The 23,329-nt window shown below is 72.2% G+C and carries 15 protein-coding genes; 11 read left to right on the top strand and 4 right to left on the bottom strand.

Going from position 1 to position 23,329, the window contains the following annotated elements:
- Nucleotides 1–2 precede the first annotated feature (2 nt).
- The 5 genes from VIS07_09920 (at nt 3) to VIS07_09900 (ending at nt 5,898) form a co-directional block, all read left to right on the top strand.
- Nucleotides 3–1,325 (top strand): metallopeptidase TldD-related protein, encoded by a 1,323-nt coding sequence (locus VIS07_09920; protein ID HEY8515815.1) that lies wholly within the window; start codon nt 3–5, stop codon nt 1,323–1,325.
- 108 nt (nt 1,326–1,433) lie between these two features.
- Nucleotides 1,434–2,402 (top strand): peptidylprolyl isomerase, encoded by a 969-nt coding sequence (locus tag VIS07_09915; GenBank protein HEY8515814.1) that lies wholly within the window; start codon nt 1,434–1,436, stop codon nt 2,400–2,402.
- Between the two features lie 53 nt (nt 2,403–2,455).
- Nucleotides 2,456–3,586, top strand: coding sequence for a 4-hydroxythreonine-4-phosphate dehydrogenase PdxA (pdxA, locus tag VIS07_09910; protein ID HEY8515813.1), 1,131 nt, complete (start codon nt 2,456–2,458; stop codon nt 3,584–3,586).
- Nucleotides 3,587–3,596: 10 nt separating this feature from the next.
- A complete protein-coding gene (locus VIS07_09905) occupies nt 3,597–4,982 on the top strand; it encodes a phosphomannomutase/phosphoglucomutase (protein HEY8515812.1) in 1,386 nt (461 codons plus the stop codon).
- 4 nt (nt 4,983–4,986) lie between these two features.
- Nucleotides 4,987–5,898 (top strand): cyclase family protein, encoded by a 912-nt coding sequence (locus tag VIS07_09900; GenBank protein ID HEY8515811.1) that lies wholly within the window; start codon nt 4,987–4,989, stop codon nt 5,896–5,898.
- Here VIS07_09900 and VIS07_09895 read toward each other — a convergent pair.
- Nucleotides 5,876–7,804 carry a HAMP domain-containing sensor histidine kinase gene (locus VIS07_09895; protein HEY8515810.1) on the bottom strand — a complete coding sequence of 643 codons (1,929 nt, stop codon included), beginning with the start codon at nt 7,802–7,804 and terminating at the stop codon, nt 5,876–5,878. The two genes, VIS07_09900 and VIS07_09895, sit on opposite strands and share 23 nt — an antisense overlap.
- A gap of 307 nt (nt 7,805–8,111) precedes the next feature.
- Nucleotides 8,112–10,034, bottom strand: a complete 1,923-nt coding sequence (locus tag VIS07_09890) for a hypothetical protein (protein ID HEY8515809.1) — start codon at nt 10,032–10,034, stop codon at nt 8,112–8,114.
- Nucleotides 10,035–10,218: 184 nt separating this feature from the next.
- Here VIS07_09890 and VIS07_09885 point away from each other — a divergent pair, with 184 nt between their 5' ends.
- Nucleotides 10,219–12,012: a hypothetical protein gene (locus VIS07_09885; protein ID HEY8515808.1), complete on the top strand. Its 1,794-nt coding sequence runs from the start codon at nt 10,219–10,221 to the stop codon at nt 12,010–12,012.
- Here the strand turns inward: VIS07_09885 and VIS07_09880 are convergent.
- Complete coding sequence (locus VIS07_09880; protein ID HEY8515807.1) at nt 11,906–13,432, bottom strand: sulfatase; 1,527 nt, start codon at nt 13,430–13,432, stop codon at nt 11,906–11,908. The two genes, VIS07_09885 and VIS07_09880, sit on opposite strands and share 107 nt — an antisense overlap.
- Before the next feature lie 185 nt (nt 13,433–13,617).
- Between VIS07_09880 and VIS07_09875 the strand changes: the two genes are divergently transcribed.
- Entirely contained in the window at nt 13,618–15,168 is a 1,551-nt protein-coding gene (locus tag VIS07_09875; GenBank protein ID HEY8515806.1) for a hypothetical protein, read from the top strand.
- On the opposite strand, the gene VIS07_09870 is transcribed toward VIS07_09875, so the two are convergent.
- Nucleotides 15,138–16,379, bottom strand: a complete 1,242-nt coding sequence (locus VIS07_09870; GenBank protein ID HEY8515805.1) for a sulfatase-like hydrolase/transferase — start codon at nt 16,377–16,379, stop codon at nt 15,138–15,140. The genes VIS07_09875 and VIS07_09870 overlap by 31 nt on opposite strands.
- A gap of 37 nt (nt 16,380–16,416) precedes the next feature.
- On the opposite strand from VIS07_09870, the gene VIS07_09865 reads away from it, so the two are divergent.
- The 4 genes from VIS07_09865 to VIS07_09850 all read left to right on the top strand — a co-directional run bounded on the left by VIS07_09865 (nt 16,417) and on the right by VIS07_09850 (nt 23,308).
- Nucleotides 16,417–17,922, top strand: a complete 1,506-nt coding sequence (locus tag VIS07_09865) for a DUF2142 domain-containing protein (protein ID HEY8515804.1) — start codon at nt 16,417–16,419, stop codon at nt 17,920–17,922.
- 112 nt (nt 17,923–18,034) lie between these two features.
- Complete coding sequence (locus tag VIS07_09860; protein ID HEY8515803.1) at nt 18,035–19,378, top strand: sulfatase; 1,344 nt, start codon at nt 18,035–18,037, stop codon at nt 19,376–19,378.
- Nucleotides 19,368–21,971 (top strand): sulfatase-like hydrolase/transferase, encoded by a 2,604-nt coding sequence (locus VIS07_09855; GenBank protein HEY8515802.1) that lies wholly within the window; start codon nt 19,368–19,370, stop codon nt 21,969–21,971. Before VIS07_09860 ends, VIS07_09855 begins: the two co-directional genes overlap by 11 nt.
- Nucleotides 21,968–23,308 carry a glycosyltransferase family 39 protein gene (locus VIS07_09850; protein ID HEY8515801.1) on the top strand — a complete coding sequence of 447 codons (1,341 nt, stop codon included), beginning with the start codon at nt 21,968–21,970 and terminating at the stop codon, nt 23,306–23,308. Before VIS07_09855 ends, VIS07_09850 begins: the two co-directional genes overlap by 4 nt.
- The last annotated feature ends 21 nt before the right edge of the window (nt 23,309–23,329 follow it).

Raw genomic sequence — 23,329 nt, 5'->3', positions numbered from 1 at the left:
GCATGCGCGACTACTTCGAGGAGCTGGCGCGCGCCGCGAGCACCCTGCTGCGCGGCGACGAGAGCTTCGACCTCGGGCTCGCGGCCGAGGAGTCCGACTTCGTGCGCCTGAGCCGCGGCGCCGTGCGTCAAGCAGGGACGGTCACGCAGCGCATGCTCACGCTCGACCTCGCCGAAGGACGCCGTCACGCCGCCGGCACGCTGACGCTGTCCGGCGACCTCGAGGTCGATCGCGCGCGGCTCGGCGAGCTCGTGCGGACGCTGCGCGAGCAGCGCGCCGCGCTGCCGGAGGATCCCTGGCTGCTGCACCCCGACGAGGTCGCGTCGAGCGAGCGGACGCGCACCGGGCGTCTGCCCGAGCGCGCCGAGGTGCTCGAGAGCCTGCGCCGCGCGGGCGAGGGGAGGGACCTCGTCGGCCTCTGGGCGGCCGGACCCGTGCACGTCGGCTACGCGAGCTCGCGCGGGCAGCGCTGCTGGCTCACGCAGACGAGCTTCAACTTCGACTGGAGCTTCCATCTCGACGGCGATCGCGCGGTGAAGGCGAGCTACGCGGGGCTCGAGTGGAGCGCGGACGAGCTCGAGCGCAAGGTCGCGCAGGCCGCGGCGCAGCTCGAGCTGCTCGCGCGCCCGACGGTGCAGCTCCCGCCCGGACGCTACGACGTCGCGCTCGCGCCCGATGCCGTCGCCGAGCTGCTCGGGATGCTCTGCTGGGGCGGCTTCAGCCTGCGCGCGCTGCGCACCAAGACGAGCCCGCTCGTCCGCATGGCGGAGGAGGGCGCGACGCTGCACCCGAGCGTGACGCTCACCGAGGACACGGCGAACGGCTTCGCGCCGGACTTCCAGGAGCAGGGCTTCCGCCGTCCGCCGCGCGTGGCGCTGATCGAGCGCGGCGTGCTGCGCGAGAGCCTGGTGTCGCCGCGCTCGGCGGCGGAGTTCGGGGTCGCGTGCAACGGCGCGAGCGCGGACGAGGCGCCGCAGTCGCTCGACATGGCCGCGGGCGACGTGCCGCGCGCCGAGCTCGTGCGTCGCCTCGGACGCGGCATCCTGGTGAGCAATCTGCACTACCTGAACTACTCGGACCGCGTGCAGGCGCGCGTCACCGGCATGACGCGCTTCGCGTGCTTCCAGGTCGAGGACGGCGAGATCGTGGCGCCGATCGGCGTCCTGCGCTTCGACGACACGATCTACCGCATGCTCGGCACGAACCTGCTCGGCCTCACCGCCGAGCGCGACACGATCCTCGACCCGCTGACCTACGGTGGGCGCTCGCTCGCCAGCATGCGCGTCCCGGGCGCGCTCGTCGCGGACGTGGCGTTCACGCTCTGACCCCGTCGTCCGCGGCGTGTGGCCAGCGCGGTCGGCAGCAGGTAGAACGGCCGGAGCTCCCGCGGGCGAGGGCCCGGCGGAGCAACGAGGAACAGGAGAGAGACGGCAGTGAGGCGAGAATCGATCTTCCGTGGACGCGCTTGCGCGGCCGCGCTCGCAGTGGCGCTGCTGCTCGCGGCCGGACCGGCGAAGGCGGTGGTGGTGGTGAATCGCGTCGTCGCGACGGTCGACGGTGAGCCGATCACCTCCTACCAGGTCGACGCCTTCATCGCGGCCAACGTGCGCGGCGTCGACCCCTCCACGATCAGCGAGGCCGATCGCAGGAAGGTCCTCGACCTGCTGATCAACGACATGATCGTCGAGCTCGAGAGCTCGCGGCTCGGCGTCGGCGTGAGCAACGAAGAGGTCAACGCCTACATCGAGCAGATCAAGAAGCAGAACAACCTGGACGACGCGAAGCTCGCCGCCGCACTCGAGCAGCAGGGGCTCACGATGGAGAGCTACCGCGCGCAGGTGCGCAAGGAGATCCAGCGCAGCCAGCTGCTCGCGCGCAACGTCCGCTCGCAGGTCAACATCACGCCCGAGCAGATCCAGAAGTACTACGACGAGCACAAGGAACAGTTCTCCGAGGCCGACGCCGTCACCGTGCGGCACATCTTCTTCACGATCCCGCAGGAGGGCGGGCAGGCGGCGATCGAGCAGCTCGGCCAGAAGGCGCAGCGCGCCTACGAGCGTCTGCAGAAGGGCGAGCCCTTCGCGCAGGTCGCGCGCGACATGTCCGAAAGCCCCGACGCGAGCCAGGGCGGCATGCTCGGCACGCTGAAGCGCGGTCAGATGCGGCCCGAGCTCGAGCAGGTCGCGTTCTCGCTGCGCAAGGGCCAGTACAGCCAGCCGATCCAGAGCCCGTTCGGCCTGCACATCCTCTACATCGAGGACCGCCAGCTCGGCACCAGCGTCCCGCTCGAAGAGGTGCAGGACAAGATCCGCGAGCGCCTCTACGCGCAGGCGGTCGAGCAGCGCTTCCAGGAATGGGTCACCGAGGACCTGCGCAAGGGGCACTCGGTGGTGATCAAGTAGCGCTCACGCTGCGCTGAACCAGCATGCGATCGCCGCGGGCAGCGACACTGGCCGTGACGCTCGGCGACCCGGTCGGTGTCGGGCCGGAGGTCGCACTGCGCGCGGTGCGCGACCTCGTCGTCGAGGCGCGCCGGCGCGGCGAGCGCGCGCCGGCGCACGTCGTGCTGATCGGCGACGCCGAGGCGACGCGCGAGACCATCGAACGGCTCGGCCTCGCGATCGAGCTCGAGCCGACGTCGCCGGACGAGCTCGCGCGTCATCTCGCTGCGCAGCCGGGCGCCAAGGATGCCGGCGCGCGCTCGGGACGCGCGCGCTCCGCGCGGACACGCGGCGCGCTGCGCCTGCCGCTGGTCGCCCCCGACGCGGCGCTCGCGCGCCCGCTGCGCGCGCGCGAGCGGCGTCCGGGAAAGCCGAGCGTCGCCGCGGCGCACGTCGCGTACGGCTCGATCCGCCGCGCGGTGGAGCTCGCGCAGGCAGGCCTCGTCGACGGCATCTGCACGGCGCCGATCAGCAAGGAGTGGCTCGACCGCGCCGGCGTCGCCTCGACCGGGCACACCGAGATCCTGGCCGAGCTGACCCGCTCCGACGTGCGGCTGATGATGGCCTACCGCGACGAGCTGCGCGTCGTGCTCGCGACGACGCACCTCGCGCTGCGCGACGTGCCGCGCGCGCTCACCGTCGACGGCATCCGCGACACGATCCTCATCACCGCGCGCCACCTCGAGCGCTGGTTCGGGATCGCTCGTCCGCGCGTCGCGGTGTGCGCGTTGAACCCGCACGCGAGCGACGGCGGCGTCTACGGCGACGAGGAAGCGCGGATCATCGCGCCGGCGATCGCGCGCGCACGCGCCGCGCGCGTCGACGCGTTCGGGCCGGTGCCGGCCGACACGCTGTTCTCCGCGATCGGCCCGCGTCACGACGCGGTCGTCGCGATGTACCACGACCAGGGCTTGATCCCCGTCAAGCAGCTCGACGTGCACCACACGGTCAACGTCACGCTCGGGCTGCCGTTCATCCGCACCTCGCCCGACCACGGCACGGCGTACGATCTCGCCGGCCGCGGCACCGCCGACCCGCGCAGCATGCGGGCAGCGCTCGACATGGCGCTCACGCTCGCCCGCATCGAGCGGCGTGCGCGCGCGTCGTCGGGCAGGTCGCACCGACGTTCCGCCCCCGCGGCTTGAGGCTCCGCCCATGAAGATGAATCCCACGATCTTTCGCGAGTACGACATCCGCGGCGTCGCCGGCGCGGACTTCGACGAGGAGTTCGCCTACGCGCTCGGGCGTGCCATCGGCACGCGGCTGCGCGCGCGTCACCCGGGCGAGACGCCGACGATGGCGGTCGGGCGCGACTGCCGCCTCACCTCCGACGCCTACGCCGACGCCGTGATCCGCGGCCTCTGCGAGACCGGCGTCGACGTCGCGGACATCGGCATGTGCCCGACGCCGCTCATGTACTTCTCGCTCTTCGAGCTGCCGGTGCAGGGCGGTATCGAGGTGACGGCGAGCCACAACGCGTCCGAGTACAACGGCTTCAAGATTTGCCTCGGGCGCGAGGCGATCTACGGCGAGGCGATCGCCACGCTGCGCGGCGAGATCGAGCGCGGCGAGTTCGCGCAGGGCGCGGGTAAGGTCACCAAGCACGACATCGTCACGCCGTACGTCGAGTACTGCCGCAAGCAGTTCGGCACGCTGCCGCGCAAGCTGCGCGTCGTGGTCGACGCCGGCAACGGCGCCGCGGGGCGCATCGGTCCGACCATCATGCGCGCGCTCGGCTGCGAGGTGATCGAGCTCTACTGCGAGCCCGACGGACGCTTCCCGAACCACCACCCCGACCCGACGATGCCGGAGAACCTCGCCGACGTGATCCGCAAGGTCGCGGAGACGAACGCCGACGTCGGCATCGCTTACGACGGCGACGCGGACCGCATCGGCGTCGTCGCGCCGGGCGGGCGGATCCTCTGGGGCGACGAGCTGCTGGTGATCTTTGCACGCGAGATCTTGTCTCGTCGTCCGGGCGCGATCGTGATCAGCGAGGTCAAGTGCTCGCAGCGCCTGTTCGACGACGTCGAGCGTCGCGGCGGCAAGCCGATCATGTGGAAGGCCGGGCACTCGCTGATCAAGGCGAAGATGAAGGAGACCGGCGCCGCGGTGGGCGGCGAGATGAGCGGCCACATGTTCTTCGCCGACCGCTTCCTCGGCTACGACGACGCGATCTACGCGTCGTGCCGGCTGCTCGAGATCCTGGCGCGCTCGGAGGGCGGCGTGCTCGACCTGCTCGAGGGCCTGCCGCCCGCGTTCAACACGCCGGAGATCCGCGTCGACTGCCCGGACGACGTCAAGTTCGCGGTCGCCGAGCGCGTGCGCGACGTGCTGAAGAAGGACTACCCGGTGAACGAGGTCGACGGCGTGCGCGTCAGCTTCCCGGACGGCTGGGGGCTGGTGCGCGCGTCCAACACGCAGCCCGCGCTGGTGCTGCGCTTCGAGGCGTCGAGCGAGGCGAAGCGCGACGAGTACCGCGCGTTCGTCGAGCGCATCGTCGCCGACGCGCGGCGCGCCGTCGAAGGCGCGAAGGCGTGACGCCGTGGCCGTGCGACCGCCGCTGACCCGCGAGCAGGTTCTCGAGCTGCACCGCACGCTCTCGAACTGGGGACGCTTCGGCGAGCGCGACCAGCTCGGCACGCTGAACCTGATCACGCCGGAGAAGCGGCTCGCGGCGACGCGGCTCGTGCGCAGCGGTCGCACGGTGTCGTGCGCGCGCCCGCTGCCGACCGAGCCCGCGATCGACAACCCGCACCCGGTCGTGCACCTGATGACCGGGACCGCGACCGAGAGCTACGGCGGCGACTACTTCGCGCTCGCCTCGCACGGCTACGCGACGTCGCACATCGACGCGCTCTGCCACATCTTCCACGAGGGCAATCTGTACAACGGCTATCCGGCGACGCGCGTCACCGCGCACGGCGCGCTCGAGCTCGCGATTCACGAGCTGCGCGACGGCGTCGTGACGCGCGGCGTGCTGCTCGACGTGCCGCGGCTGCGCGGCGTACGCTGGCTCGAGCCCGGAGAGCCGATCTACGTCGACGACCTCGAGGGCTGCGAGCGCGCGCAGGGCGTGCGCGTCGAGCCGGGCGACGCGCTGCTGATCCCGACCGGACGCTGGGACTACCGCGACGTGCACGGCCCGTGGGAGCCGCACGCGAAGCTCGCCGGACTCGACGCCTCGTGCTTGCCGTGGCTGCACGAGCGCGGCGTGGCGGCGCTCGGCTCGGACGGCATCTCGGACGTCGTGCCGTCGCGCATCGAGGGCGTGCGCCTGCCGATCCACAACGTGGCGATCGTCGCGATGGGCCTGCACCTGCTCGACAACCTCGAGCTGCGCGACCTCGCGCGCGCCTGCGCCGAGGAGGGGCGCTGGGAGTTCCTGCTGACGATCGCCCCGCTCGTCGTGCGGCGCGGCACCGCCTCGCCGGTCAACCCGATCGCGCTGTTGTAGACGTCGGGGTGCGGACGCCGGCGTCGGCGAGCGCGCGCGCAACCAGCGCTTGCGGCGACGTCGTCGTGACGCGCGTGAGCGGTAGGCGGACGACGAACGTGGACCCGACCCCCGGCTCGCTCTCGACCGTGATCCTTCCGTGCATCCGGTCGACGAGCTGGCGCACGATGTAGAGCCCGAGCCCGACGCCGCCGTACGTGCGGGTCGCGGAGCCGTCGATCTGGCGGAACATCTCGAAGATCGTCGTCAGGTGGTCGGGCTCGATGCCGATGCCGGTGTCGGACACCGTCAACACGACGTCCTCGCGGTCGCGCCCGATCCGCACGTCGACCGTGCCCTGCGGCGTGTACTTGATCGCGTTGCCGACCAGGTTCTTGATGATCGTCTTGAGCTTGACGCGATCCGCGGCGACGACCTCGCCCGGACAGCCATCGTGCCAGCGGACCTCGAGTCCGGCGCGCTGCGACAGCGGCTCGAACTCGCGCTGCACTTCCTGCAGCAGCGCCGCGAGCTCGACCGGCTCGACGTGCAGCTCGTCGCGACCGGACTCGATGCGCGCGAGGTCGAGCGTCGCCGTGACCAGCTCGAGGAGCTCGGTCGCGCTGCGCCGGATGCCCTGCGCGAGCTGCTGCAGCTCCTGCGGCGAGACGTCGGACGAGTCGCCGAGCATCTCGGCGTAGCCGAGGATGACGTTCAGCGGCGTGCGCAGCTCGTGCGACATGGTCGACACGAAGTCCGACTTGAGGCGGTTCGCGGCGCGCAGGTCGCGGATCAGACGCTCGTTCTCGACCCCGACGGCGACCGCCTGCGCGATGCCGACCGCGAGCCGACGCTGCTTGCGCGAGAACGGCCCGGTCCGCGTCCGGTAGCCGCAGGCGATGAAGCCGATCAGGTGCTCGTTGCGGCAGATCGGCACGCACAGCATGGACGCGACCTCCCAGCGTGCGAGCAGGTCGGGCGGCACGAGGCTCTGCGTGTTGCGGTCGGCGATCTCGACCAGGCGACCGCGGTGCAGCTCGTCGAACAGCGGCAGGCTGCCGAACGGGAAGTCGATGTGCTCGAACTCGGTGCGCACGTCTTCGGGCGAGCCGACGTTGGCGACGAAGCGCAGCGACTTGGTCTGCTCGTCGAGCACGAAGGTCGAGCACCAGTCGCAGCCGAGCGCCCGGGTGACGAGCTGGTTCACCTCCTGCAGCACGCCCGCGCGGCCGACGAACTCGTTCAGCGTCTGTCCGGCGTAGAGCAGCGCGGTCGAGATCTCGGCTTCTTCTTCCTGCAGCGCGTACGCGCGCGAGCGCTCGGCGGCGCGGGTGAAGGCCTCGAAGCGGTAGCGCTCGAGCAGGAACGCGGCGACGCACGACGACGCGACGCCCGCCGACAGGCCGATGAGCGAGAACAGCGCAGGCGTCGTCCGGCTGAACAGCGGCAGCAGCAAGGTGAAGCCCGCGAACGAGATCGCCGCGAGCACGAGCTGCGCCCGCACGCCCCACGGCAGGACGACCGCGAGACAGGTGATGAGACACACCTGGCCGATCACGACCGCCTCGGCCGGCGCGGCGATCGTCGCGCTGTAGCCGAGCATGATGAGCGCGAGGCCCGACGTCGCGCCGACGGCGAGCGGGATCGTGTGGCGCGCGAGCCTCCGGACGCGGGTGAGAAGGCAGGCGACGACGCAGAGCAAAATTTCGAGACCGTACGCGCCGACGACGCCCTCGTGGCCGGGCATCCGGTGCTCGAACAGCACGTCGATGCCCATGAGGAGCGAGAACAGCGCCAGCGAGACGTCGAGCCGCGAGCGCACGAGACGCATCGTCTCGGCGGCGTACGAGCGCCGAAGGCCCAGCGGCTCCGTGGCGAGCGTGGTGTCGCCGGAGTCAGCGGCCGAGCCGTCGAAAGCTCCGGTCATCGCCCTCACATCGGCCTGATGGGGCCGTTTCTTGAGCGTTCGCGGGGGGCCGCAGGGCCGCGCCACGTCCGGTCCGCAAAGGCGAGAGCACGCGTCGGGACGCCTCGACCGGACGTCGAGAAGCGCGAGCCCACGACGCTCCCCGACGAGGATGCGGCGGCGCCAGTCGCCCCAGCGACGCCGTCAAGCAATCCCACGCGCGTCATCGCTCTTGCTGTGGCAACTGCCAGATGGTCGCCGCGATGCGATGGACGGCGGGGCTGGAGACTCTGGCGGCGCTGCAGAAGCGCGCCGCCGTCGCGGCGCCTCAGCGCAGGTCGACGAGCCGCGCCCCGAGCCGCTCGCCCGCCGGCGGCTCGCGCACGAAGGTGATCGGGTTGCTGAACACCTTGGCCTTGCCGTCGGCGGTGAACACCTCGACGCGCACCACCGTCGGCCGCGTCTCGTCGAGCGTGACCTCGTACGGCTCGACGAGCAGCGGCGTCGTCGCGCTCCAGCGCGCCGCCTCGTTGCCGGAGACGATCAGGCGGACGTCGTCGCCGACCGCGAGACCGTCGATCCGCACCTGCACCACCTCGCTCGGCGCGTCGGTGACGACGATCTGGCCCATGCGCGCGCCGCCCTTGGTGATCAGGTCGAGCGAGCCGTCGAACAGCACGAGGTCGCCGAAGAACACGCGGCCCGCGCGCAGGCCTTCGAGGAGGTCCGCCTTCTCCGGCGAGCGCGCGTAGATCCAGCTCACGAAGTTGTTGGCGTCGGTGCGCCAGCGCTGATCGGGGCCGCCGTGCGAGTCGCTGACGCCGGTGCCGACCAGGAACAGCCCGTGCTGCGCGAGCTGGTCCCACACCCAGAGGTGGTCGGCGAGCGGGTGGCCGCCGCGGTCGCGGTAGCCGACCTCGAGGATGTCGGCGCCGTACGCCTCGTTCGCGACCAGCTCGTCGAGCACTTCCTCGCGCGTCGCGTGCGGCCTGGCGCCCTCCATCATGGCGCCGAACATGTGGTTGTAGGAGACGAGCCCGCCGCGCGCGTGGACGTCTTCGATCAGACGACGCGTCAAGCGCATGCGCCAGCTCTCGTCACCCGGCGGCGGCAGCTCCTGTCGGATGCGCTCGTAGTCGACGAGCCGGGTGTCGACGCTGAACTCGTTCAGGTGGTGTCCGAGCCACGACAGCTCGACGCCCTGGAGCTGGCGCAGCTTCGGGTAGTCGCGTGCGACCTCGTCGATCAGGCGCCCCTGACGCTCGAAGGCGGCCGTGCCGCTCAGCTCCTGCTGGATGCGCAGGTCGTCGAAGCGGACGCGCGCGGTCGCGCCGCGGCGCGCCTCGACGCCGAGCACGATGGCGCTCAAGCTGTTGTCCTCGCCGTGAATGAACGGGAAGCCGCGCACGGCGTCGCGGCTCACCGGCAGCGCGAGGTCGTTCCACTCGCCGGGACGCCACGGCACCGGCACGACGAAGGTCGTGCCGTCGCGGTACGGCTGCTCGGTGTCGCCGCCGAGCACGTAGCGCAGGTGGTAGACCGTGAACGGCAGCCCCTCGCGCGGCGGGTGCTCGGAGAGCGTGATGTCGATCACCGCGCGCGCATCCTCGCCGAGCGCTTCCGGCAGCACCGACAGCTCGAGCGTCACCTCGGAGGCGAGCGGCCGCTTGAAGAGCCCGCGATCCGCGGTGAGCGCGTAGCGCCGTCCGACGAAGTCGTCGCTCTCGTTCGTCGTCTCGACGCGCAGGCTCTTCGCGCCCTCGCGCGGCTCGTCGGTGACGAACTCCTCCGTGCCCTCGAGCATCGTCGTGCCGCCGAGCGGCACGAGCTGCTTCTTGCGCTCCCGCGCGCCCTTGCGCCGCCGCCGTCCCGGCAGCCCGGCTTCGGGCATGTCCTCGCTCCAGTCCTCGAAGCCGAAGGTCGAGACGTGGCCCCAGGTCGCGATGCGGAAGTCGTGGTCGCTCCACCAGATGACGTCCGCGCCGACGTCGGTCGCCTCGTAGCTGTGCGAGTCGATGCTGCCGATGCCCTCGCTGAACGAGCCGTGCACGTGGAGCTGCACGGAGTACGGGCGCTCGCCGTCCTCTGCGGACGCGCCCGGCGCGGTCGCCGGCGAGATCGCCGTCGTGGTCGCCGTCGCCGCGGCCGCGGGTGCGGCCGCCGTCGCTGCGACCGTGGCTGTCGCCGCCGGCTCCTCGGCGCGGTCGCGGCACGCGCTCGACGCGCACGCGACGAGCAGCAGCGCGAGCACGGCGACACACGCTCGCGGCCGTGAAGCGCCGCGTCGGGTGCGGTCTCGACGGCCACGGGGACCGTTCTTGCAAAACGTCTCGTACACGGTCGCTCGTGTGACCGGGGGGCGTCGGTGCATTACACTCGCCCGCTCGTTTCGCCCTCGCGCGACGAGCCGGCGAGGCGCTTTGGTTACCAGGGGCATGGACGAGCCTCAACGTCGCCACCGCATCCAGCGCGCGCTGTTGCTGGCGCTGCTGCTCGCGACGTTCGTCGCGGTCGTCCTTCGCGATCGCCCGATCCCCGGCGGCTTCGGCGTCGACGGCAGCTACTACGTCCACGTCGCGCGCCACGTCGCAGACGGCGACGGCCTGGTCACCCGCGTGTCGATGCACAACCAGGGGCTGCGCGAGCTGCCGAGCCCCGCGACGGTGTATCCGCTGTGGCCTCTCGTGCTCGGTCTCGGCGGGCGGCTGATCGGCGTCGAGCTCGCCGCGATTGCGTTGCCGATCGTCCTTGCGGCCGTCGCGCTGAGCTTGCTCTACGCGCTCGCGAACGCGCTCGCGCGTGGCTTCGGACCACGCGCGGACGTGCTTGCGTCGCTCGGACCGCTCGAGGTGACCTACGGCCACGTCGCCGTGCTGCTGCTCGCGTCGAGCCGGTCTTTCGTCGACGCCACCCTCCAGCCGCTCACCGAGCCGCTCGCGTTCACGATGCTGCTCGCCTCGCTGCTCGCGCTCGAGCGGGCGCTCGGAAGCACGCGTCCGCTCGGCTGGGCGGTGGCGTGTGGCGCGCTTGCGGCCGGGGCGTATCTCACGCGCTACCAGCTCGCCGCGGCCATTCCCGCCGTCGTCGTGGCGCTCGCGCTCGCCGCACGCCGCGAGCGGCGCTTCGTGGCGAGCGTCCTCGGGGCTCTCGCCGGCGCCGCCCTGGTGCTGGCGCCGTGGATCGTGCACCTCGCGGCGCGCGTCGGTGACCTCAACCCCGCGTTGCTCGTCGACTTCGCCGCGCACCGCGAGACACCGGAGCTGCCGCCGGGGCCGGTGAGCCTCGGCGGCGACGCGCTCGCGAGCATCGCGGCCGGCTTCCTGCCGGGCGCGCCGTCGCGGGTGTCGTACGTCGCGAGGTTCGGCATCGCGGCGCTCGCCGTGCCGCTCGCGACGCTCGTTGCCTTGGGCCAGCGGCTCGTTTCAGGGCGCTGGCCGCTCGCCGGGCGCTCGGCCGACCTCGCCGTCGCCGTCGTTCTCGTGGGCTTGGGGTCTCTCTTGCCCGGGCACCTGTCGCCGCTGCTGAACGCGCGCCACCGGCTGCCGTTCATCCTGCTCGTCGCGGTCGCGCTCCCCGTGGTCGGGCACGGTTTGCTCGCGCCGCAGGGGGATCGTGCGGCGCGGACGCGTTGGCGCGCGCTCGTCGCCGGCATCCTGCTCGTGGTGATCGCGCTGCCCGCAGCCGGCGCGCTTCCGCGCTCGCGCGGCGGTCGCTCCCGCGTCCTCGAGCTGATTGCGCCACCGCCGGCGCACGACGTGCTGGCGGCGGCGTGGCTCGATCGGAACGCGAAGCTCGTGGCGATGGTGATTCCGCAGCGGCTCGCGGCGCTGACGACCTCGACCGGTTTCCACTGGATCGGCTGTCGGAGCGCGCCCAGCGACGTGCGCGCGCTGCTCGAGCACCTTCCCATCGAGATGGTGGTCGTCCGGCAAAGCCAGCGCCGCTGCCGCTGGGCGTCGTCGCTTCCGCCGCCCCGGGACGCCTTGGTCGAGCTCGGGACCGGGCCCGATGCGATCGCCGTCTATCCCGCCGCTGTCGTTCGTTCGAGCTTGACGCACGTCGGCGACGACGACCGGCGACGTCGTCGCGACAGGCGACGCAAACGGCGGTCTCCGGCGCAGTTCAATGAGGCGCCGGCGCACTCGGAGGCGTCGGCGCGGCCGTCGCCTCCGGCGCCGGTTGCGTCGCGGCGGCCTTGCGACGCTGGCGCCTCTTGCTCCTTGGCTTGACGTAGCCGAGCGCCTCGAGGCGCCTTTCCAGCTCGGGCTCGAGCGTGAGCCGCTTGTACGCACGCGGCAGCGTGGGGATCTCGCGCCGCCAGCCCGTGACCAGCTCCATCAAGCGCGCCTGCACGTCGGCGGTCGGCGACGACGGGTCGTCGGAAGCGAGGTTCTTGGTCTCGGCGCGGTCGGCGACCAGGTCGAACAGGTACGGCGGGTGGTGGTTCTTCAGGTGCACGATGAGCTTGTGCTCGTTGGTACGCACCGCGATGAGCCCCTTGCGCAGCTCGAGGATCGCCGGCAGGTCGGGCAGGTCGCCGATCCGCTCGGGGTCGGTGATCCACGGCGTGAGGTCGCGCCCGCCGACGTCCGGGAACGACGTCCGGCTGCCGAAGCCCGGCGGCGGCGTCACGCCGACGAGACCGAGGACGGTCGGCGCGACGTCGACCAGGCGCACCTGCCGCTCGACCACCTGACCCGCCGGCACGCGCCGCGGGTAGCGGATGACGAGCGGGATGTGCACGACCTCCTCGAACAGCGTGTGGCCGTGGCCCTTGCCGCCGTGCTCGAAGAACTCGTCGCCGTGATCGGCGGTCACCACGACCAGCGTGTCGTCGAGCACGCCGAGGCGATCGAGCAGCGCGATCACCCGCCCGATGTGCTCGTCGGTGAAGCGCAGCTCGCCGTCGTAGAGCGCGAGCAGGTGCTGGAGGTCCTCCTCCGGCATGCCGGCATGGATCGCCGGGTTCATCTCGAAGCCGTCCGAGGTGATCGTCCCGCGGTAGTCCGGGTCGAACATGCGGTCGTAGGGCGGGGGCGGCTCGTAGTCGTAGTGCACGTCCCACCAGTGGAGGAACAGGAAGAACGGCTTGCGCTCGTCGCTCGCGTGCCAGCGCTCGAGCCAGCCGCTGGCCAGCTCGGCGATGGTCGGCGACGTGATGCCCTTTTGCGACAGCAGCCGGTTCGGCGCGACGATGGTGTCGTCGTCGTAGGTTTCGAAGCCTTGGGCGAAGCCGTACACCCCGCGCACCGTCGGGCCCGAGACGAAGCCTGCGGTGGCGTAGCCGTTGACGCGGAACGCGTCGGCGAGCGTCACCACGTCCTCGCGGAGCTGGCGCGTCGGTGCGATCACGCCGTGCTCGCCCGGCAGCATCCCGGTGAGCAGCGTCATGTGCGCGGGGATCGTCCACGACGACGACGAGACCGCGTTGCGAAACAGCACGCCATCACGCGCCAGCGCGTCGATGGTCGGCGAGGTCTCGTGCGGATTGCCCATCGCGTGCACGCGATCCGCGCGCAGCGAGTCGATCGAGACCAGCAACACGTTGGGCGGCGCTTGGGGCGCAGGGGAGGGCGTGCTCGCCCAACGCCAGCCGAGCAGCGCAATGCCGATCGCGGCCGGCAGCAGAAGCAGCTTCCAGATTCGCAAGGTGGATCCTTCCGCTCGACGGTGCATTCAGGTCCCGCGCGAGCTTGTCAACCTGTCGCCGCCGCGCACGTGCAGGGCGCGGGCTTCGCGCGCGCGGACCCGCGAGCCGACGTCGCGTGACGCGCGTCGCGCTCGCGCACGGTGCACACCTTGACGTGCGCGGCGCGCTTCTCCAAACGCTGCGCATGGACGGAGGCGGGCGCTCCGCGCGCTCCACCTGGGTCGTCGCGCTGGCGCTCGTGCTGCTGACCCTGGCGAGCCTGCCCTGGCTCGTGCAGGACTGGTGGGACGACCGGCCGGACGCGGCGCGCTACCTGCTCGCCGCGCGCTCGCTCGCGAACGGCGAGGGCTACACGGTGATGGGCGAGCCGTTCCGTCTGCGGCCGCCCGGCTTCAGCTCGACCCTCGCGCCGCTCGTCGCCTGGCGCGGCTTCGACTTCCTCGCGCTCAACGTGTTCGTGAGCCTGTTCGCGGTCGCGGCGGTGGTGCTGCTCTTCCTGCTGCTCGCGCCACGCATCGGCACGACGCTCGCCTTCGCGACCGCGCTCGTCGTGTGGGTGAACCCGCTCCTGCAGTCGCTCGCCAACCAGGTGATGTCCGACGTGCCGGCACTCGCGCTCGCGCTGCTCGCGCTGCTCGCCATGCGCTGGGCGAACGCCGCACCGGGCTTCGCGCGCGACGCCGTGGTCGCCGTCGCGATCGCGCTCGCGTGCTACTTCCGCACGGCGAACCTCGTGCTGCTGCCGGCCTTCGTCGCGGAGCGCGCGGTGCGCTGGCTCTTCGCGGACGCGCGCGAGCCCGCGGCGCGCTTCGCGGCGCGACGGCTCGCGGCGCCGAGCGCGCTCTTCGTCCTCCTCTACCTGCCGTGGGCGCTCGAGCCGTCGTACGCGTCGCAGTACGACTCGCCCGACCTGTACTCGTACACGACGGCGTTTCTGCGGCGCGACCCGAACGATCCGACGGCGAGCTTCGTCGACGTCGGGCTGCTGCTCGAGCGCCTCGAGCGCAACGCGACGGGCTACGCCGCGACCTTCGCGAGCGCCGGCACGACGCGCCGCCCGTCGCCCTGGGCGCCGCTCGCGGGAGCGATCGGTGTCGGCGCGCTCCTCGTGACGCTCGTGCGCAGGCGCGAGAGCCCGGAGTGGTTCGCGCTCGGCACGCTCGCCGTCCTGATCGGCTACTACGTCGCGGCCGTGCGGCTCCTGCTGCCGGTCATGGTGCTGGCGCTCGGCGCGCTGGTCGACACGCTGCGCTGGCTCGGCCGGAAGATCGCGCCGGCGCGCGCCGTCGACGCGGTGCTGCTCGGCGCGCTCGTCGTGCTCGGCATCGCGATGCTGCCCCTCGAGGTCGAGCACTCGCGCGGACCCGAGCACTGGGCGAGCCTGCGCGCGACGACCGAGCACCTGCGCGCGACGGTTCCGGCCGACGCACCGCTCGGCGGCGACGTCGGCGCGGTGTACGCGCTGATGCTCGACCGCCCGGTGTACAGCCTGCGGCCGATCAGCCGCCGTCACCGCCGCAAGGAGCTCTTCGCGATGCTCGAGAAGACGCCGCTCGACGCGATCGTCGCGCGGCGCGAGGGGCCGCTCGCGCCGGTGCTCGCCGGCCTCGCGCGCTCCGGGCGCGGCGAGCTCGTCGAGCTGCCCGAGCACGTGGTGCTGCACTTCGCGCCCGCGGCGCGGAGCGAGACCGAGAGCTCCCGAGATCAGAACGTGGGCAGCGGCGACAGCTCGTAGGGGTCGTTGCGTAGATCGAAGGTCGTGATCGTGCCGTCGTCCCAGGTGATGCGCTTGCGCGTCGTGCTGCGCACGGCGCTCGAGCTGCTCGCGCGGATCGACACCTCGTCGTGCCCCGGCGCCGTCAGCAGATCGGTGCCGTCGATGTCGCCAACCGCAACGCCCGCGAGCGCGAGCACCGTCGCCGCCACGTCCTCGTGGATGGTCTGCACGTCGCGCACGCCCGGCTCGATGTCGGAGCCGAGGACGACGAGCGGGACACGGATCGACTCCTCCCAGACGACGTCCTTGTGCAGCAAGCCGTGCGCGCCCTGCTGTATGCCGTTGTCGACGGTGAAGATCAGCCGCCACGGGCGATCGCTCGACTCGAGCTGGTCACGCACCGCCTCGACCATCTCGCCGAGCGCGAGCGAGGTGCGCATGAGGCGCCGATGCCTCGACCGCGCGATCGCCTCGTTCGCCGCGAACGACGGCGGGAGCTCGAGGGGCGGGACGTCCACGTTGGCGTGTCGCGAGGGCGGATCCATCGGTCCGTGCGGCGCGGGCGGCGCGAGGTAGACGAACGTGGGCCGCTCGTCCGCCTCGCGCAGGAACTCGAGCGTGGCGTCGCGCAGGAAGTCGGTCTGGTAGACGCGCGACCAGTAGACGCGTCCGTCATTGCTGATTTTGTACCTGCGCGCGTCGTAGAGCGAGCGGCAGACGCAGAGCCAGCGGTCCCAGCCATCGGGGCGGTGGTTGCACGGCGTCGCGTTGATGTACTTGCCGGCGAGCATCGTGCGGTAGCCGGCTGCCTGCAGCAGCGGGCCGAGCGTCCGCTGCTCGTGCTCGAGCATCGTCTGGAAGGAGCGGCCCTTCTCGCCGACCCCGACGCCGTGCCGCTCCCAGCCGAGCCCGGTGAGCAGCGACGCGCGCGATGGCGCGCACACGGGCGTGCGCGTGACGTGCTGGCGGAACTCGAGCCCTTGCGCCGCGAGGCGCTGGTAGAACGGCATGCTGCGCGCCGAGCGCAGGTCGAGGTCGTCGGCGACCACGACGACGATGTCCGGCCGGCGCTCCTCTCCCGTCTCGCTGCTTGGCCGCCACTCGGCCGGTGAGTCGTCCGCAAGGGGTTGTTCGCGCGCCGCGCAGCCCAGCGTCGCCGCCACGGCGAGCAGGATCAAAATTGGCGCCCGGTGGCGCGCGGTCCTGGCCGTGCCTGGCGAGGGTCTCACGGTACGCGTAAAAAGGGCCGCTCGCGGAGGGGCGTGAGTGTCAGGCCTCCGTCGAGCGACTCGGAGGAACGAGACCATCGACACTACGGGCTCGACCAACTACGCGAAGTTCGCGACCTCGGCAACGGATCGCACGTCTGAGCGCGCCGACGACGCAACGTTCGCGACGCGTCCACGCGTCGCGTGGTGGCTCGATCCCGCGCGCCTGTTCGCGGTGCTCGCGATCCCGCTCGGCCTCGTCTACGCGCTGCTGACACCGCCGTTCCAGGTCCCCGACGAGCTGCGCCACCTGCGCCGCGTCGTGCAGATCGCATACGGCGGCGTCACGGGAGGCACCGACATTCCGGCGAGCATCGACGAATTCGCGAAGCGTGCGCAGGCGGATCGGCGTCCGCGGGCGCGCGTCGCGCGGCGCGCGTTCTCGATCGACAAGCTGCGCGAGCTCGCGGCGATGCCACTCGAGCCCGAGCGCGCCGTCCACTTCGCCGGCGATCGCACGCTCCCGTACAGCCCGGTCGTGTATCTGCCCGCCGTGGCGGCGGTTGGCGTCGGACGCGCGGTCGGGGCGCGTCCGCTCGCGCTGCTCTATCTCGCGCGGCTCGCGCTGCTCGCGGGGGGCGTCGCGCTGGTGTGGTGGGCGCTGCGGCTCACGCCCGCGCTCGCCTGGCCGCTGTGTCTGCTCGCGCTGCTGCCGATGACGACGTTTCTGCGCAGCGGGCTCACCGCCGACACGATGACCACCGGCTGCGCCTTGCTGTTTTTTGCCCTGATGCTGCGCGCGTGGCGCGGAGCGGGACCCCTGTCGACCTCCGAGCTGGTCGCGTTGACCGCGGCCGGCTGCGTGCTCGCGCTGTGCAAGCAGGGCTACCTGCCGCTCACGCTCGGCGTGCTCGGGATTCCGCGCGAACGCTTCGCGACGCCACGTACGCGCCTGGTTTCCCTCGCGCTGATGCTCGGCGTCCCGCTGCTGGTGAGCGCCCTCTGGCTCGCGTCGCTCGACGACTGGATGTGGGACAACCCCCGGCGCGCGAACCCCGACGTACAGCTTCGCATGCTGCTCGAGAATCCGCGACGCTTCGTCGAGGTGCTCGGCGCGACCTGGCTCACCCCCGGGCGCATCTGGCGTCTCGCCGACACCTTCGTCGGCAGGTTGCTGCTGCTCAGCGTGAGGCCGCCGACGCTGGTCGTCGTGCTCTGCCTGGCGACGCTCGTCGCGCTGATCGCCGGCGACGCGACCGCGCCGTCGGCGCGCATCCGCGAGCGTCTGCTGCTCCTCGGCGCCGTGCTCGCGTGCATCGTCGTGATCTCGCTCGGCGCCTGGATCAAGTGGTCAACCGTTGGCGGCGCCGCGATCCACGGCATCCAAGGTCGCTACCTGCACCCGCTCGTTCCCTTCGTCGCGCTGGCGCTCGTGCCGCCGAGGGCGGTGCGCTGGCGGTGCTCGGCGCGAACGGCGGCGCTGCTCGTGGTCGTCGTGGTCGGCATCGCGAACGCCGTCGGCCTCGCCGGCGTCGTGGCCGCGACCTGGGCCGCGTCGCGGTAGCGACGCGATGGCTTGAAGGTCGCCGACCGTTTTGCCTACGAAGCGCGGGATGCCGCTCCGCCGAAGCCGTCGGAGGCCGGCGCGGTCGGAGGTCGTTCGGCTGATCGCGCTGGTGAGCTGCCTGGTCGCGTCGGCGTGTGACGCTCCGGCGCGCCGCGAGCCACCGCACGTGCTGCTGGTCACCATCGACACGCTGCGCGCCGACCACCTCTCGGCCTACGGCTACGAGCGAAAGACCTCGCCCAACCTCGATCGTCTCGCCGCCGAGGGCGCGCTGTTCGAGGTCGCGTACGCGCCGGTGCCGACCACCGCCCCATCGCACGCGACGCTGCTCACCGGACGCTACCCGCTCGGCCACGGCGTGCTGCGCAACGGCATTCCGCTCGGCGCCGAGCCGCCGACGCTGCCCGAGCTCCTCGCCGCGCGTGGCTACCGCACCGCCGCCTTCGTGAGCTCCTTTCCGGTGTCCGCGGAGTTCGGCTTCGCGCGCGGGTTTGCGCACTTCGACGACCGCTTCGAGGAGGGCCGAGGCTCGATGAAGCGGCGCGAGTGGAACCAGCGTACGGTCGAGTCCGCTTTCGACCGACTCGGTGCCGACACGGTCGATCGCGCGATCGCCTGGTGGTCGGAGCAAGACGACGCCGCGCCGCGCTTCGTGTGGGTCCATCTCTTCGACCCGCACGCGCCCTATCGGGCGCCGGAGCCGTATGGCAGCGCGTTCAGCGACCCCGCCCGCCGTGGGCGTCACGACCGCCGGATGGACGCCTACGACGGCGAGATCCTCTACGCCGACGCGCAGCTCGGACGCCTGGTCGACGCGTTCGCGCGCGCCGCGGGCTCGCGCGGGCTCTTCACCATCGTGACCGCGGACCACGGCGAGGCGTTCGGCGAGCACGGCATGTTCGGGCACAACCACACGGTGTTCGAGGAGGAGGTGCGCGTGCCTCTCGTCCTGCACTGGCGTGGCGTCCTCGCCCCCGGCGTGCGCGTCGCGAGCGCCGCGCACCTGGTCGACGTGCTGCCGACGGTGGCCGCCGCGACGGGCCTCGATCTCGCTCGTTCGCGCGGCGTGCTCGCGGGCATCGACCTGCTCGCGGTGGTCGCCGATGGCGCCGGGGACGAGCAGCGAGCGGTCTTTCTGCAGCGCCCGTTTTTCGAGGACCGGAAGCGCGCGCGTCGGCGCGGCATGCTCGGCTTCGGCTTCGGGGTAAGGCGCGGCGACTGGAAGTACATCGAGGCGCTCGAGCAGGGGCAGCGCAAGCTGTTCGATCTCGCGTCGGATCCCGGCGAGCGCACCGACCTCGCGGCGCGCGAGGCGGAGCGCGTGAGCGAGCTCTCGGCCGCGATCGCGAGCTGGCGCGAGCACGAGACGGCGAACGCGGTCGCCGTGCAGCCGCCGCCGCTGCGCTCGAAAGAGGTGCGGCGCAAGCTCCGTGCGCTCGGGTATGTCGAGTAGGAGCGTCGCGGCCCTGGTCGCGGTGCTGCTGCTCGCCGCGGCCCTTCGCTTGACCGCCGTGCTCACCTGGGGCGACGTCCAGGTGCTGCGCGGCGACGAAGGCTGGTACGTGCGCGCGGCGCGCTCGCTCGCCGCGGGCACCGGCTACACCGGCGCGCTACGCCCTCCCGGACACCCGGCGCTGCTCTCCGTGGTGTTCGCCGCGGGCGGCGATCTGCGCGAGGCGCGCTTTGCGCAGATCGCAGTGTCGCTCGCGGGCATCGCGATGCTGTTCGGCATCGTGCGAGCGGGCTTCGGCACGCTCGCCGCGACGCTGTCGGCGCTGCTCATGGCGCTCCACCCGACGCTGATCTCGTACACGCACTTCCTGTGGACGGAGACGCTCGTCGCGACGCTGCTGCTGCTCGCGTTCTGGTGCCTCGACCGCGCCGAGCGCAGCGCGCGCGACGGCTGGCTCGTCGGCGCCGGGCTGGCGCTCGGCGCCGCGGTGCTGACGCGCGACATGCTGTTCGCGTTCGTCCCGGTCGTGCTGCTGTGGCTCGCGATCGGACCTGCGCCGCGCACGGCGACGCGGATCCGCCGCATGGCGCTCGTCGCGCTGCCGGTCGTGCTCCTGATCGCGCCGTGGATGGCGCGCAACTACGTCCTCCTCGGGAAGCCGTTCGTCCTCTCGACCAACAGCTGGTTTCCGATCGCGGTCGGCAACCTTCTGCCGGAGAAGCGCATCCTCGGCATGTCGCAAGAGAACAGGGAGTTCCACGAGCGCTATCTCGAGATGGAGGACGAGCTCGAGCGCGCCGCGTACGCGCGCGAGACGGCGCTCGCGGCGATCGCCAAGGAGCAGCCGTGGTGGATCGTGCGCAAGGTCCTGCGCAACACGTACTACCTGTTCTCGACCGCGTCCCAGCTCAAGCGGTTCGTGAAGTCGCGCTGGCTCGCGCGAGGCTGGAACGACTTCATGCGCAACGTGACGACGGTCGAAGCGACGTACTACGCTGTCACGATGGTGCTCGGCATCGTCGCGCTCTGGCTCGTGCCCGGCGGGCGCCTCAAGCTGCTCGTGGTCGCGCTGATCCTGTTTCACTGGGCGGTCTACATCGTCGCCAACGCGAACCACCGCTTCCGCGTTCCGTTGCTGCCGTTCTTTCTGCTCTACGTCGGGCCGCTGCTGGTCGGCGCCGGTCGTCGAACCGTACGCGAGCGCTGGCGGCTCGCCGGCGCCGGCGCGAGCCTGGCCGCCTTCGCGGCCGTGCTGGCGACGCCCTGGCTACGGCGTCTGCTGGTCGCGCTGCTGGTCGTGCCGCTGCTGACCGGCTGCCAGACGACGAGCGCGACGTCCGGGCCGCCGAACGTCGTGCTCGTCTCGATCGACACGCTGCGGCCCGATCACCTCGGCGTGTACGGCTACGAGCGCACGACGTCGCCGAACATCGACGCGCTCGCGCGCGACGGCGTGGTGTTCGAGAACGCGGTGTCGCCGTCGTCGTGGACGCTGCCGGCGCACGCGAGCATGCTGACCGGCGTCTCGCCGTACCGGCACGGCGCGGTGACGTCGGCGACGCCGATCCGCGACGACGTGCCGCTGCTCGCCGAGCTGCTGCGCGCGCACGGCTTTCACACGATCGGGCTGATCAACGCGCCCTTCGTCAATCGCAGCTACGGCTTCGCACGCGGCTTCGAGCGCTTCGAGCAGAGCTTCGCGCGCAAGAAGCGCGACGGCGCGCGCCGTCACGCGGCGGTGCTCGAGGCGGTGCGGACGCTCGAGCCGCCGTTCTTCCTCTTCGTGCACTACATGGACGTGCACTGGCCGTACCGGCCGCCGAAGGCGTTCAACCGCTTTGCGCGCGACAGGCGCGGCAAGAACGTCCTGCAGCCGCTCGGCGTGCGGGGCTTCCTCGACTTCCAGAAGGCGGTGCGCGAGGGACGGGTGAAGCTGTCCGCCGAGGATCGCCAGCGGCTCGTCGACCTCTACGACGGCGAGATCCTCGCGATGGATGCGAAGATCGCGGAGCTCGTCGAGGCGGTGCGCGAGCGTGCGCCGAACACGGTCTTCGTCATCACCTCGGACCACGGCGAGGAGTTCTTCGAGCACGACGGCTTCGGTCACTCGCGGACGCTGTACGAGGAGGTCGTGCGCGTGCCGCTGATCGTGTTCGGTCCGGGCGTCGCGCGCGGCGAGCGCGTCTCCGCGCTGGTGTCGCTCCTCGATGTCGTGCCGACCGTGCTCGAGCTGGCCGGCGCGCCGCTGCCGCAGGGCCTCGAGGGCAGCTCGCTGGTACCGGCGCTGCGCGGCGACGACTTGCGACGTGACGACACGCTGATCGCCCTGCAGACCAGCTCGCACGACGGCTACGAGGCGCTGCGCGGCGTCCGCTCGCCCACGCGCAAGCTGCTGCACGACGGTCGCAGCGACCGGAGCGAGCTCTTCGACCTGGCGCGCGATCCGGGCGAGCGCACCAACCTGTGGCCCGCGACGAAGGACGAGCGCCTCGAGGCGGCGCTCGCCGCCCTGCAGCAGCCCGAGCGGGGTCGACCGCTACCGACCCCCGACGCGGACACCGTCGAAGCGCTGAAGGCGCTCGGCTACCTGTGAGCGTCGAGCCGCAGGTCGCACGCACGGCACACGGTGGGCGCGCCTCCACCGAGCAGGCGGCGACGCGAAGGCGCGCGGCGCTCTGCCTGCTGCTCGTGCTGCTGGTCGCGGTCGCGGTGCGCTTCGCCGCGTTTTTCGCGTTCGCCGACCTCGAGGGAACGCACGGCGACGAGACCTACTACGTCGCGCGCGCCCGCTCGCTGCTCGCTTCCGGCAGGTACGCCGGCGGGCTCAGGCCGCCCGGGCAGTCGAGCGTCATCGCGGCCTCGTTCGCGCTGTTCGGCGACGAGCTCGCCAGCGCGCGGCTCGTGCAGGTCGCGCTCTCGCTGGTGACGGTCGCGCTGGTGTTCGACGTCGTACGGCGGCGTGTCGGCGTTGCGGCGGCGACCGCGTCGGGGCTGCTGTGCGCCGTCCACCCGACGCTCGTGCACTACGCGCACCTGCTGTGGTCGGAGAACCTCTACGCGCTGCTGCTCGTGCTCACCATCTGGGCGCTCGAGCGGGCCGAGCGGAGCGGTGCCGTGCGCTGGGCCGTGCTCGCCGGCTGTGCGCTCGGGCTCGCCGCCTTGACGCGCGAGAGCGCGCTCTATCTCCTGCCGATCGCGGCCGTCTGGCTCGTCGCGCGGCGCGGGCGCGAGGTCGCGCTCGCCGCACGCGCGCGCGCCGCGGTGCTGCTCGCGGTCGCGACGCTCGCCGTGGTCGCGCCGTGGATCGCACGCAACGTCGCGCGCTACGACATGGCGGTCCTCGCCACCGGCCGCTGGCGGATCCTCGCGCACGGCAACCTCGACGAGCAGACGGTTCGGCGGCTGCGACCGCGCGCCGGCGAGGCGTACCTCTACCGCGGCATCCGCAGCTCGCGCGAGCGCGAGCGGATCGCGCGCGACCTCGTGCTGGGCGCGATCGCCGAGCGCCAGCCGCGGTGGATCTTCGAGAAGGCCGTCGAGAGCACGCGCGATCTGCTCGGCACGCGCTCGCAGCTCGAGCGCTTCGTCAAGCGTCGCTGGCTACGCGAGGGCGTACGCGACGCGGCGCGCGTCGTGGTCGCGCTCGAGCGCGGCCTGCTCGTGCTCGTCGTCGCCTGCGGCGTCGCCGGGCTGTGGCTCGCGCCGCTCGGACGCCTGCGGTCACTGGTCGCGAGCGTCGTGCTGCTGCACTGGGCGATCTACGTGGTGGCGCTCGCTCACCACCGCATGCTCGTGCCGCTGCTGCCCTCGCTCGCGATCGCGGCGGGTCCGCTCGTCACCTCGACGCATCCCTGGCGGGACGCGCGGCCGTGGCGGCTCGCCGGCACCGTCCTGACGCTGCTCGCGCTCGGTCTCCCGTTCGTGCCCTGAGCTTTGCGCCGCGTGCCGCCG

Source organism: Candidatus Binatia bacterium (assembly GCA_036563615.1).
Taxonomy (GTDB): domain Bacteria; phylum Desulfobacterota; class Binatia; order UBA12015; family UBA12015; genus DATCMB01.
This window is presented reverse-complemented; position numbering and strand designations above follow the sequence as displayed.